The following is a 12,411-nucleotide window of genomic DNA, read 5'->3' on the forward strand; positions in this document are numbered from 1 at the left end:
AATGACAACGTATCAAATGAATCTAAGTACGACTGAACCAAACAACTACGTAGGTATTATTAGAGTTCGGCAGTATGATACTGAATCACAAACATTTGATGTAACGATTACTGAGAACGGTGTACCTGTTGATTTTACAGGATTAACGCCGCTTTTTTATGTCCGAGGGAATCCAAATACATCCAATTGGATATCTGAACAAAAGGTTACTGAAATTGTGGATGCTAAAAATGGAAAGCTACGTTATACACTTTCTCATTATGACATGCAAAATCTTGGTAAGAATAAAGGTTATTTTGCATTTCTGGATTTAAAAGAAGATGGTGATGTAAAAGAAAAATTTGAGCGAACCTTTCAGTATTCAACAAAGGATTTTTCTTTCGAAGTGATAAAGAACGCTTTTTCGGACGGCATTCATGACAGCAACTATATCTGGACCTTTGAAGAAATGTTGCGGTATTTCATGGAATGGATTAAAGAATCTCAAAACACCTATGACGGTTGGTATGAGGAAGCAAAAACAGAATTGCAGCGAATCATTAAGGAATTTCAGTCTTGGATTTCATCAAATCAAGATATTTACGATGAATGGCTTAATGAAAATAAAAATAATTTTCTTGATTGGTTTGATTCGATTCGAGATATCTTAGATGAAAACGCCGCTGGTAATCTATTGCTGTTAATTGAAGCATTAGAGAAAGAGATGAAAGAATCACATTTCACTTTGGAAAGTGGAGAAGTTGGGATATTACGCACGATTCAAGATGACAATTTTAGCAAGAATAGAACTGTTGAAGTGATAACTAATGTTAATGATGTAATGAAAGATTCAGCGTTAGTTATTACTGAAGTAAAAAAGGGAAATGTCTTTTACTTTGAGGAGGCAAAATAATGGATACTGCTATAAAAAAAGTAATGGAAACAGATGGTGACGGGGTTAAGAGACAAATTTATCCCGAAACACACGTCAATGCAATTATAGGGATAAGTGAAGGTGGAATGATTGACTCACCGGTTCAATCTGTCAATGGAAAAACAGGAAGCGTACATTTAACGATTGACGATTTAGGAGATTCACCGACACTTCAAACTTTAAAGAATATGATAGAAGCGTTTGAAAACGGGGCGTTAGGTAGCAACATTACATTAGAAGAAATCGAGGAGACTAGCGAATGACTAAAATTGTAAAAATTAATCTAAATAATGACCAGGTGTATCCACAAACACATGCTGACGCGGTTGTTGGTCTAACAACTGTTAAAGGTGAAACGGGTGATAAGGGTGATAAGGGAGATATTGGACCAGTTGGACCACAAGGTGTTCAGGGGCTAAAAGGGGATACAGGTGCAACTGGTCCAAAAGGAGATACTGGTCCTCAAGGTGTAAAGGGTGATGCTGGTACAAATGCAACAACAACCGCAGTGGCAACTCAAACTGTAAATGGGCTGATGTCAGCAACAGACAAAAAGAAAGTTGATAATTTACCTGTATTTACTTTTGAAGAAATCGGGGAGGTTTAATGAATGAGTAAAATTATTAGACTTAAAGAAAAAGATGAAGTTTTATATCCGGAAACACATGCTAGTGCTATTGAAGGATTTAAAGAAACACTATTAAATGCAGTGTATCCGTTAGGCGCAGTATTTATGAGTATAAATGATGTTAATCCAGAAACATTTCTGGGTGGGACCTGGGAAAGATTTGCAAATGGAAGAACGTTGGTTGGTGTTAATGAAGGTGATAGTGATTTTGTAGCAAATAAAACTGGCGGGAGTAAGACACATACCCATGATTTGGACGCGTATGCCCAAATGCAAATTTCGTCTACTTACCTGGGTGCAAAAACTAGGACTGGGACTTATACTGCAAATGTAAAAGCCACAAGTTTTTCAGGTATCGCCGAAACTGCTGCTAAAGACCAAGGTGTTAATATATCTGGTAAGGCAACATCAGCTTCGAGTTTACAACCTTATCAGACAGTTTATATTTGGAAAAGAACTGCATAGGAAAGATAAAATAAAAAGTTAGGTGGTAATTATGGAAATGTTTGATTATTTAGAGAGATTTATTATAGATGCGGATCACAAAGCGATTTACGTATTGGCTTTAATTTGTGGAGCGATGGCTATTGATTTTCTCAGCGGAACATTGGCTGCGAAGATTAATCCTAGTATTGAGTTTCAAAGTAAATTAGGTATAAATGGAATTCTAAGAAAAGTAGCCAGCATTGTCTTGCTGCTTTTTTTTATTCCTTTAGCTCCACTTATCCCGTCAGGTGTCGGAGTAGGATTAGTTTATGTCCTCTATATTGGCTATTTATTAATGGAACTAAAATCAATATTGGAGAACTATGAGAAGTTAGGTATAGGTACCGAATTATTCCAAGGGTTTATTGATAAATTAAAAGGGAAGGATGACAAAGATGGTTAATGTTGAACTGCAGGTTAGACAAGATTTACCAATCGTAGGGATAAATCCATACCGACAAATTCATTTGCATAGTACGGGTAATCCTAACAGTACAGCACAAAATGAAGCCGACTACATGACCCGCAAAGATATCAATTCAGGCTATTATACTCACGTGGTCGGTAATGGGCGTATTATTCAAACTGCACCTGTTCGTCAAGGAGCCTACGATGTTGGCGGTGGTTGGAACTATGAAACATATGCTGCTATCGAAATAATTGAAAGTCATAAAACACAAGCTGAGTTTGACATTGATTATAAATTATACATTGAACTGGCTAGAAAATTAGCAGATGAAGCTGCAATACCTAAGACACTCGATTCAAGTGATTTGGAAGGGATTAAAACACACCACTATTGTACGTATAATCAACCTAATAACGGAAGCGACCATATAGACCCATACCCTTATTTGAGTAAAAGAGGTGTGACGAAAGAACGGTTAGTCAATGACTTGATGAACGGATTTGGTAAGATACCTAATGAAGAAGCACCAGTGATTACAGCACCACAAAAAGAAGAACCTAAAACAGAATTGGAGGAAGTAAAAATGGTATGTATTTATAGCGATGGGAAGGCACAATATTATTATAATGGGATTACAATTAAGAAGTTAACACACCCTGACCAAGTGAAGGTTTTACAAGAAATCTATCGGAAAAACAACAATCGTGAATTACCTAGCTTTGACTGGAGTAATAAGAGTGCTCCCTGGTTTGCTCGATTGAAAGAGACATTGGTAAAATAATAATAAAAATATCCCACTTCTGATGAGGTAGGGTTATTTTTATATGACGTCATCGGAAATTAAGAAAATCTCCTATAAGCTGGCGGGCAAATTTGACCATACATTGACCATACTAATGAACGAAGATTAGATATATATAATAGAAAGAAAAAAGAAAATTCACTATTATATCAGTATCTAAGAACTATCAGAAAAGGTTAAATATGGGGCGTATTAAAACATTAAAATAATTCTATTAGATAGGGTTGAAGACGGTATCTTTCCAAGAAAGATGCCGTTTTTTTTGTTTTATGCAATTTGTGTCGTTAAGAAAAAATCAGAGACATTCTAGTTTTGTTCATTTGTTATTCCGTTGAAAAAAGAACAATGAACCCTCCTCGATACCCATCTTGCATCCTCTTCAAGAGGCCGATTTTCTTCGAATCTGAATCTCCGTTATTTGCTTGTATGCGCCCCAGTCATCAATAAATGGCCTTTTACCTGTAATCTTCTTAAAACATTCCCAAACCCATGACTAAATCAAAATAGTATTGAAAAATAAAGAGAAAAGGTATTATGTGAGTAAAGATAAGGAGTTGAAATAGTATGAATAAAAAAGATAAAAATAAGCTGGAAACTATTCCAATGGCGGATGTAGAAGAAGAAATCAGCAGCTTTATCCTGAAGCACAACCCCAAACTGACGATGAAATCGGTTATTACTTATCCAGAGCTTTTAAATTACAGAATGAACTATATTCGGGAACTATTATCGGATGAATCATTGAAAAATGAACAGCTAAACCATTTGATTCATAAACATCTTCAAGAGAATGAAGTGATTGTAGAAAAACTAAATAAAAGAACAGGTGAAAAGCTTAGTCTAGGGCAGCGAACAGCTGATGCAATTGCTAAATTTGGAGGAAGCTGGCCATTTATTTTTATATTTCTTTTTGTTCTATTTGCTTGGATTGTACTAAATAGCACAGCTTTGATTTTTCAGCCATTTGATAAATACCCGTTTATCCTGTTAAATTTGATGCTATCTTGTTTGGCAGCTATTCAGGCACCGATTATTATGATGAGTCAAAACCGACAAGAAGACAGAGATCGAGAACAAGCAAAGAAAGACTATAAGGTTAATTTGAAAGCGGAAATAGAAGTCAACGTTTTGCACGAAAAAATGGATTATATGATTAATGATCAGTGGCAGCAGATGGTCAAAATTCAGAATATTCAACTGACCCTTTTAGGAGAGCTGCAGGAACAGCTGGAAGAAATGAAAAAAACTGAGAAAGACTGATTTTATAGCTTTAAATAAAAATAACGGACGTTACCTAAAATAGAAGCTTTTAAGTATTTTATAAAGAACATTATGTTTCTGTCATACCATATTACTTGATAGAATGACCCCTTCGCTATTATAATGACAATATGAGCAGTTCGTTTGACTTGCTTGGAAGGGGAGAGTTTGATGTTTGATTATACAGATACAGTGCTATCAGTAATGCAGAGAGTTGAGGTATACAATGAAATTTTCACAACGATTTCCAAAGAGATTCAGCAAGAAGGCTATGAACAAACTGTAAATAGAAAGAAGAAGGATACTTACGTCTTTTGCAGGAATAACGTGAATCGTTTGTTTATCGAGGATGAGAATTTTAGAAAAGTACTTGTTCCTTATGGAGAAAAAGCTGCTACTCAGCTTTTATGTAAAGGATTGGATGCCTATAAACGTGGTGTCTATTATTGGATTGATGCAATGGATGATAGTTGTATGATTGTGGATGATGACAAATTTGCTCATGGTTTAGATCGGATTAGAACGTCGTTTGAATTAATCAATCAGGCGTGTAAAGAAGCTTGTGGCGGAATAGAGAGCGCCCACAGTGTACACAAAATGTAGACCTTATTTTTTTGAAAAGTGTATCGTAATAACGATGATTGTAATTATTTTTTGTAGTCCTTAATTAAAGTAGATAAAAAGTGGTAAAATGAAGAAATTTATAGAGCTTGGAACAAAAAAACAGGAAGTTTCTGATTTTGTTTCAGGCTTTTTTATTTTGAAGAAATAAACTTTGCCAAGTCGTTTCGTGTCTGCTGAGCCATTTGGCGTCGCTTTTTTAGTCTGACAAGCCCTATAGTGAATCAAGCTGATGTAAGCGTCTTGAAAATAGCTGTTAATTTCTGATTTTCTGACAGATTTGGGAATAGATTAGTGATTAGGCATTTTGGGAACCGATGATCTAAAGGATTATCTGATTAATTATATAAGAAATAATAGAATCGAATTTATTTTCATTTAAAATGAGCTTTTTTCAGAATTATTTGCTATACTGGTATCGTTACAAGTTCCCGAAAGGATTTACAGTGTAAAGACAACCGAGAACACCGGTTGATTTTTTATGTAAAGATGCCTTGTAACCGAATATTAATTAGGGGGAATACTTATTATGGCAGAGAAACATTTATTTACATCGGAGTCCGTTTCAGAAGGACATCCGGACAAGGTAGCGGATCAGATTAGCGATGCAATTCTGGATGCCATCCTGACTCAGGATCCTATGGCAAGAGTTGCTTGTGAAACATCTGTTACAACAGGTTTAGTGTTGGTTTTCGGAGAGATATCAACGACAGCTTATGTGGATATCCAGAAAATTGTACGTCAAACAGTAAAGGATATTGGGTATACAAGAGCAAAATATGGCTTTGATGGTGAAACAGTTGCTGTTCTTGCAGCAATTGATGAGCAGTCTCCAGATATTGCTCAGGGAGTAGATGAAGCTTTGGAAGTTCGCGGTGATGCGGACGAAAAGGACGAGATTGGTGCTGGAGATCAAGGACTGATGTTTGGTTTTGCAGTGGATGAAACACCCGAATTAATGCCATTGCCTATCTCTTTAAGTCATCGTTTAGTACGTCGTTTGGCAGAGCTGAGAAGAGCGGATACCTTGCCTTATCTTCGGCCAGATGCAAAATCTCAAGTGACAGTGGAGTATGATGAAGCTGGACAGCCGAAACGGGTAGATACTGTTGTCATCAGCACACAGCATGATGAGAATGTTACACTGGAGCAGATTCAAAAAGATGTCAAAGAATTAGTTATAAAAGAAGTTATACCGGAAAAATGGTTAGACGAAGAAACGAAATATTTTATCAATCCAACTGGACGTTTTGTGATTGGTGGTCCTCAAGGAGACGCCGGGTTGACTGGCCGTAAAATTATCGTTGATACGTATGGCGGCTACGCTCGTCATGGCGGCGGTGCTTTCTCCGGGAAGGATGCAACAAAAGTTGATCGTTCAGCAAGCTATGCTGCACGTTATATTGCTAAGAATCTTGTTGCTGCTGGTTTAGCTAAAAAGGCTGAAGTACAGCTTGCTTATGCAATTGGTGTGGCTCAGCCAGTATCTATTTCGATTAATACCTTTGGTACAAGTGAAATTCCTGAAAGTAGATTGATTAAAGCTGTCCGTGAGAATTTTGATTTACGTCCGGCGGGCATCATTGAAATGCTGGATTTACGCCGTCCGATTTACAAACAAACAGCAGCATACGGACATTTTGGTCGTACAGATATCGAACTTCCTTGGGAGCAGACAGACAAAGTCGAGGCTTTAAAAGCTAGTTTGGGGGAATAAAGAGGCGGCTCTGTTAAGTGATTAACAGAGCGCTTCTTTTTCTTTGACTAAAAAAAATTGATAATTTCATTTTATTCGGAGTTTTTAGAAAAAAATTTGGGTATTTAATTATGTCTCAAACTTCTTATTGGTATAGGCTGACTTGGACAGCAAGATGAAATTGAAAAAACGAGGAGAGCACAATATGGAAAGACAAACAAATATAAAACTAGTCACACTTGGTGTTTTTACAGCAACCTTCATGACCGCAATCGAAGGAACCATTGTTTCAACAGCGATGCCGACGATTGTCGGTTCTTTAGAGGGCATGGAAATTATGAACTGGGTATTTTCTATTTATTTATTAACGAATGCCATGCTGACGCCAATCTATGGAAAGCTGGCTGATAAAATCGGCCGCAAACCGGTATTTCTGATTGGGATTACTGTATTCATTATCGGATCTTCTTTTTGCGGTCTCGCCCCTAATATGCTGACGCTAATTATTGCCCGGGCGATTCAAGGGATCGGTGCGGGAGCTGTAATGCCGGTAGCCTTAACGATAATTGCAGATATTTATCCGATGGAACAGCGGGCGAAAATATTGGGCTTGAACAGTGCCGCATGGGGAGTTGCGAGTGTCTTTGGACCATTAGCCGGTGGTTTTATTGTTGATACAATTGGCTGGCACTGGATATTTTTTATCAATGTTCCAATTGGTCTGGCTTTGTTGGCATTAATCAGTGTATATCTTGTTGAACCAAAAAGAAAGAGCTCCAATCAGCCAATGGATCTTCTCGGCAGTGGTCTGCTTATGTTGGTATTGTTGACGCTGCTGTTGTCTTTTCAGATGATTGGGGAAGGCGGCTTCTCACTCAATATTCTACTGTTTTTAGCATTGACTATAATTTTCTGCCTTCTATTTGTCAGAACTGAAAAACGTGCTGCAGATCCGGTTATTTCTCTTCATCTGTTTAAAAATAAAACCTTTATGCTGGTTAATCTCGTGGCAGCATTAATCAGCGGATTTCTAATGGGTATCGAAGTGTATATTCCGATGTGGCTTCAGGGAGTTTTAGGAACCAGCGCAGGTCTTGGGGGCTTGGCATTGGCGCCTATGTCTATCCTTTGGATGATTGGTTCATTCTATGCCAGCAGCTTAATGGGAAAAACAACGGTTAAAAATGTCTTAGTTCTAGGTCTGTCCATTATTTTGATTGGCGGACTGAGTTTGACAATTGTTCCTGTTCAGACACCTGTATTTTTATTCTTTGCTATTTCTTCAATTTTGGGAATAGGATTTGGGTTAACGATTACAACCACGACGGTTACTGCACAAAACAGTGTGTCGAGCGATGAAGTTGGTGTAGCAACCTCCTTCAATACATTATCACGGACTATTGGACAGACTGTAATGATTTCTATCTTTGGTGTCTTGCTTAATGCGGCAATGGCAGTTAATCTAAAAAACAGTAGTTTGGATGTTGATTCCAGTGTGATGAACCAGCTGGTAAATCCTCATACGGCGCATCAAATTCCTGCGAAACTGCTGCAGCCTTTGCGCACAATTTTGTATAGTGGTCTTCATTCGGTTTTTCTGACGGGGATTGTTTTAGTTGTTGCGGCCCTCTCAATGGTTTTATTTTTGCAGCGAAAAAAAGCGCAAACAGTGTTAAAATAAAGTAACATTGAAAAAGTGAGGGATTGTAATGGCATTTTTACAAGCAAATATTTATTCAAATGTATTAGGTATGGAAGTAATGATGAATGTAATTTTACCTCAGCAGACGAAGAAGATTTTCGGAACAGACAGTGTGGGAAACAGAAAAGATGTTCCTGTATTGTATCTGCTTCACGGGATGGGGGGCAACCATAGTGTTTGGGAAAGAAAGTCAAATATTGAACGCTATGTAGCTGATTATGGAATGGCTGTAGTGATGCCTTCCACTGATTTAGGCTGGTATGCAGACACAACCTATGACATGAATTATTGGACATTTCTTTCGGAAGAACTTCCGGAAATTTGTCGGGAGCTTTTCCCACAGCTTAGCCGAAAAAGAGAAAAAACATTTGCTGCTGGATTGTCTATGGGTGGTTATGGGGCTATGAAGCTAGGGTTGATGCAGCCGGAAAAATTCGCCGCAGTTGCCTCTTTGTCGGGACCGCTTCATATTGCTGCTGGAGTAGACAGCCTTCTTTCGATACGAAGTAAAGCTTATTGGGAAGGTGTTTTTGGTCCATTGGAAAAACTGAAAGATTCTGAACATGATTTAGTTTATCTGCTGAATAAAAAAATTCAAAACAAAGAAGAGCTTCCCAAGTTTTTTATCACTTGCGGTGAAGAAGATCCGTTACTACCGGCTAGTCAGTACGTGGCAAATATGTTGAAATCAGATAATTATGACCATTTCTTTGAGACTTCCCCTGGAGGCCATGACTGGATTTTTTGGGATAAATGGCTGCAAACCGTTATCTCCTGGCTACCGTTAGCTTAACTTGTATTCATAGTTATTGAAATTTTTAATTCAGATTATTTGTTAATTAAAGTTGACATCCGTGGCATATCTTTTTATGATTGAAGTATAATTGTTATTTTTGTCATTAAGTGAAAATGTTTTTATATTCATTTTAAAATTAACTTATAGAATGGATGTATAGATAATGTAGAACTGAAAAATAATAATCGTATTTTAAGAAGGAGATTTTGAAATGGATGAAAAAAATTATCGAAAATGGCGAAGTGAGTTTGGACAACAGTTGATGAAAGAAAATCCAACAAAACCAAAAGAGGTTAGAAACGCACTGCTTCAGGTTGATGATATTCAAAAGCAGTTCGAAGGACTAAAAAGCGTTCTAGAGGAGACTCGACAGCTTAACGAGTCGATGCTGGCAAGCTATGAAAAGCAGTTTACGGCTGAGAGAAAGAAAAAAATTGAAAAGACTAACCTAATTTCTTTTGAAGAATTCAGTTTAAAAAACGAAGATAAACATTGATATAATGGCTATTTGAACAACAGCAGGCAGATATTTATATATTTGCTTGTTGTTTTTTTTTTTGAAATGTAAGTCGTTATTTTTGAAAAAAGCAAAAAGTGACTCTACAATGAAAATGTAAAGTTTTTTAGAAAGTTGGAATGGAGGGAGAGAAATTGAATCGAAGCAAAAAGGTCATTCTAGGCTTGATCATCATTATTGGGCTATCACTTTTGATCCCCTTAATTATTTATAACGATCAGGTTGGTATCTTAGCATTTCCCGAACAGAAACTGACTTATTCATTGTTTATTGGACCAGTGCTGAATGGCTATCTGTTTTGGGCTAGTGTAGTTTTGTTTGTATTACTTGTAGCATCTTTCTTTGTTGTTCTGTTCTGGCCTAAAAAGGAAAAATCTGTGATAGTGAAGGACTTGAATGGGCAATTAAAAATTGAACAGAAAAGTATTGAAAGCTATGTCGCCGCAAATCTAGATCAAAGACAGTTCATTGAAAAGCCGAAGATAAAGGTTAATATGACAAAGAATAAAATAGTAATTAAGGTTTTAGGCAGATTCGGTGAATATCAGGGAATTGTTCCCAGCGCGGAACAGGCAATGGTTCAAATGAAAGAAGAGCTGCAGACTCTTCTGGGCGTAACTGACAGGTCGATTGATATAGTGATTGAGTTTGTCGATTATGTTCCAGAAGAATCGAAGAAATCCAGAGTTGAGTAGAGAGGTGATCAAGATGAAAGAGATTTTTGACGAATACAAATGGCCGATTATTGGCGGTATTGGTGGTCTGATTTTAGCAGTATTGCTGATGACTCTGGGCTTTTTTAAAACACTTTTAATCCTTATCCTGATGGTAGTTGGAGTCTATGCAGGATTTTACTTGAAAGCTACGGGTTTAGCGGACCGCTTGTTTAAACAAAAGCCGTAACAAGGCTAATTATCACTAGGTTATAATATTAAATTTATATATTAGAACAAAAAAATTGGGAGGTAAAAAGAATGGACACTCAAAAAACAGTAATGACAAATCAACAAACAATTAAAGGTGAATTGACGTATGATGATAAGGTTATTCAAAAAATCATCGGCATCGCTTTGGAAAATATTGATGGACTTCTAACAGTGAACGGCGGTTTCTTTTCAAATATTGCTGAGAAGCTTGTAAATACTGACAATGTTACCTCTGGTATCGATGTTGAAGTAGGGAAGAAACAAGTTGCAGTTGATTTAGACATTGTTGCAGAATATGGTAAGGATATCTCTAAACTATTCAAAGATATTCAAGCAACAATTGTTGAAGAAGTGAAAAAAATGACTAGTCTTGAAGTGATTGAAGTTAATGTGAATGTTGTTGATATTAAAACAGTAGAGCAATACAAAAAAGATTCAGTAACGGTTCAAGACAGAGTTGGCGATTTTGCTGAAAATACTGGTGAGTTTGCTTCAAACCAAACAGATAAAGCCAAAAAGGCAATTGGTAGAGGGGCAGATAAAGCCAAAGAACAAATGGAACCGCGTGTAGAGTAATCATTAAAAACTAGAGTCGATACTTACTTATAGAAAGAAGGAAATTAAGATGGGATTAATATGGTCACTTTTAGTAGGGGCGTTAATTGGTGTGATTGCAGGAGCGATTACGAATAAAGGAAAATCAATGGGCTGGATTGCGAATATTGCAGCTGGTTTAATTGGTTCAGCAATTGGACAAAGTATACTGGGACACTGGGGACCAAGCTTGGCAGGAATGGCATTAGTTCCGTCAATCGTTGGAGCTGTAATCTTAGTAGCTGTAGTCAGCTTTTTCTTAGGCAGAAACTAATTACCGACAGGCTTTTATTATCATATCAGAAAACGGGAAAGCAGCAATCTGCTGTATTCCCGTTTTTTTAATGTTCTCCTGACTCGACAGCCAAACCATTTAGAAATATTGTAATCATTTTTTTGAAGGTATCCTTTTGGCATTGCTTTTGTCGAAATTGAAGGCTTTCTGCTATGTTTGTCAATTGATTTTCGTGAAGGTACTGTTTCATTAAAACAACCTGTTGATTTAAATAGTCATCACCATCAACCATCTTATGATAAAGCTGTTGTTCCTCCTGAACATCTACCAATAATCCCAGCAATAAATGCTGTAGTGAATTCACAGCTGTAAAGCTGTCTTCAATAGAGAAGCCTGCTTTTTTTAGGATTGCCAGCATTTTATCATAACGTATTAGACGTGAAGGGTAGGATGGTATGGTATGTAGTTCGATTTCAAGCGCACAAGGGTAATTCTGATACAGCTCATAATAATTTTCCATGTATAAAAATAGGGTGTGTCGCCAGTCTTCCTGCTCCTCAGGATCCTGAAAGTGTCTGTCCACTTCTTCGGCCATGCTCTGAAGAAGGGCCTGCTTATTTTGAAAATACCAGTATAAAGCTGGAGCTTGAACACCCATTTTTTTCGCGATGTTGCGCATAGAAAGCTTTTCAATATTTGGTGTTTCATCTAATAATTGAAAAGCTGTTGCAATAATTTTTTCTTTGGAGAGCTTGTTTTCCATTTTTTTCATCCTTTAGCATGAATTTTGTGTAAACTGCTTGTATTTACTCCTTAAAATATGGTA

General features: G+C 37.0%; 17 protein-coding genes and 1 riboswitch. Of the genes, 16 read left to right on the plus strand and 1 reads right to left on the minus strand.

Features of this window, described 5'->3' with window-relative positions; all coding sequences use genetic code 11:
• The first annotated feature begins 1 nt into the window (after position 1).
• From AC1Z3K_RS03300 to AC1Z3K_RS03375, 16 genes are all read left to right on the plus strand, one after another.
• The gene (locus AC1Z3K_RS03300; protein WP_461731866.1) at positions 2–892 is read left to right on the plus strand and encodes a phage baseplate upper protein; all 891 of its coding nucleotides are present in this window, start codon (positions 2–4) and stop codon (positions 890–892) included.
• Positions 892–1,176 carry a hypothetical protein gene (locus tag AC1Z3K_RS03305; protein WP_461731867.1) on the plus strand — a complete coding sequence of 95 codons (285 nt, stop codon included), beginning with the start codon at positions 892–894 and terminating at the stop codon, positions 1,174–1,176. Before AC1Z3K_RS03300 ends, AC1Z3K_RS03305 begins: the two co-directional genes overlap by 1 nt.
• Positions 1,173–1,520: a collagen-like protein gene (locus AC1Z3K_RS03310; protein ID WP_461731868.1), complete on the plus strand. Its 348-nt coding sequence runs from the start codon at positions 1,173–1,175 to the stop codon at positions 1,518–1,520. The genes AC1Z3K_RS03305 and AC1Z3K_RS03310 overlap by 4 nt, the downstream gene beginning before the upstream one ends.
• Positions 1,521–1,523: 3 nt before the next feature.
• Positions 1,524–2,006 carry a phage baseplate protein gene (locus AC1Z3K_RS03315; RefSeq protein ID WP_461731869.1) on the plus strand — a complete coding sequence of 161 codons (483 nt, stop codon included), beginning with the start codon at positions 1,524–1,526 and terminating at the stop codon, positions 2,004–2,006.
• Positions 2,007–2,037: 31 nt separating this feature from the next.
• On the plus strand, positions 2,038–2,430 hold the full coding sequence (locus tag AC1Z3K_RS03320) for a phage holin family protein (protein ID WP_461731870.1): 393 nt from the start codon (positions 2,038–2,040) through the stop codon (positions 2,428–2,430).
• Positions 2,423–3,217, plus strand: coding sequence for an N-acetylmuramoyl-L-alanine amidase (locus AC1Z3K_RS03325; protein WP_461731871.1), 795 nt, complete (start codon positions 2,423–2,425; stop codon positions 3,215–3,217). Before AC1Z3K_RS03320 ends, AC1Z3K_RS03325 begins: the two co-directional genes overlap by 8 nt.
• A gap of 585 nt (positions 3,218–3,802) precedes the next feature.
• Positions 3,803–4,498, plus strand: a complete 696-nt coding sequence (locus AC1Z3K_RS03330; RefSeq protein WP_461731872.1) for a DUF1003 domain-containing protein — start codon at positions 3,803–3,805, stop codon at positions 4,496–4,498.
• A 171-nt stretch (positions 4,499–4,669) separates the two neighbouring features.
• Entirely contained in the window at positions 4,670–5,101 is a 432-nt protein-coding gene (locus AC1Z3K_RS03335; RefSeq protein WP_426081132.1) for a hypothetical protein, read from the plus strand.
• Positions 5,102–5,535: 434 nt separating this feature from the next.
• Positions 5,536–5,651: riboswitch (SMK box riboswitch) on the plus strand.
• Positions 5,649–6,836 (plus strand): methionine adenosyltransferase, encoded by a 1,188-nt coding sequence (gene metK, locus AC1Z3K_RS03340; RefSeq protein ID WP_426081131.1) that lies wholly within the window; start codon positions 5,649–5,651, stop codon positions 6,834–6,836. It overlaps the preceding riboswitch by 3 nt.
• A gap of 184 nt (positions 6,837–7,020) precedes the next feature.
• Positions 7,021–8,496, plus strand: coding sequence for an MDR family MFS transporter (locus AC1Z3K_RS03345; RefSeq protein ID WP_461731873.1), 1,476 nt, complete (start codon positions 7,021–7,023; stop codon positions 8,494–8,496).
• 28 nt (positions 8,497–8,524) lie between these two features.
• Positions 8,525–9,310, plus strand: coding sequence for an alpha/beta hydrolase (locus tag AC1Z3K_RS03350; RefSeq protein ID WP_426081129.1), 786 nt, complete (start codon positions 8,525–8,527; stop codon positions 9,308–9,310).
• A gap of 214 nt (positions 9,311–9,524) precedes the next feature.
• Positions 9,525–9,809, plus strand: coding sequence for a hypothetical protein (locus AC1Z3K_RS03355; RefSeq protein WP_461731874.1), 285 nt, complete (start codon positions 9,525–9,527; stop codon positions 9,807–9,809).
• 155 nt (positions 9,810–9,964) lie between these two features.
• Positions 9,965–10,525 (plus strand): alkaline shock response membrane anchor protein AmaP, encoded by a 561-nt coding sequence (amaP, locus tag AC1Z3K_RS03360; protein ID WP_461731875.1) that lies wholly within the window; start codon positions 9,965–9,967, stop codon positions 10,523–10,525.
• A gap of 13 nt (positions 10,526–10,538) precedes the next feature.
• Positions 10,539–10,733: a DUF2273 domain-containing protein gene (locus tag AC1Z3K_RS03365; protein WP_426081125.1), complete on the plus strand. Its 195-nt coding sequence runs from the start codon at positions 10,539–10,541 to the stop codon at positions 10,731–10,733.
• Between the two features lie 71 nt (positions 10,734–10,804).
• Positions 10,805–11,332, plus strand: a complete 528-nt coding sequence (locus tag AC1Z3K_RS03370; protein ID WP_426081124.1) for an Asp23/Gls24 family envelope stress response protein — start codon at positions 10,805–10,807, stop codon at positions 11,330–11,332.
• A 49-nt stretch (positions 11,333–11,381) separates the two neighbouring features.
• Entirely contained in the window at positions 11,382–11,624 is a 243-nt protein-coding gene (locus tag AC1Z3K_RS03375) for a GlsB/YeaQ/YmgE family stress response membrane protein (RefSeq protein ID WP_426081123.1), read from the plus strand.
• A gap of 67 nt (positions 11,625–11,691) precedes the next feature.
• Here AC1Z3K_RS03375 and AC1Z3K_RS03380 read toward each other — a convergent pair whose 3' ends face one another.
• Positions 11,692–12,348 carry a TetR family transcriptional regulator gene (locus AC1Z3K_RS03380; RefSeq protein WP_461731876.1) on the minus strand — a complete coding sequence of 219 codons (657 nt, stop codon included), beginning with the start codon at positions 12,346–12,348 and terminating at the stop codon, positions 11,692–11,694.
• Between the last annotated feature and the right edge of the window lie 63 nt (positions 12,349–12,411).

The sequence above is a fragment of the Enterococcus sp. LJL128 genome, from assembly GCF_056924295.1.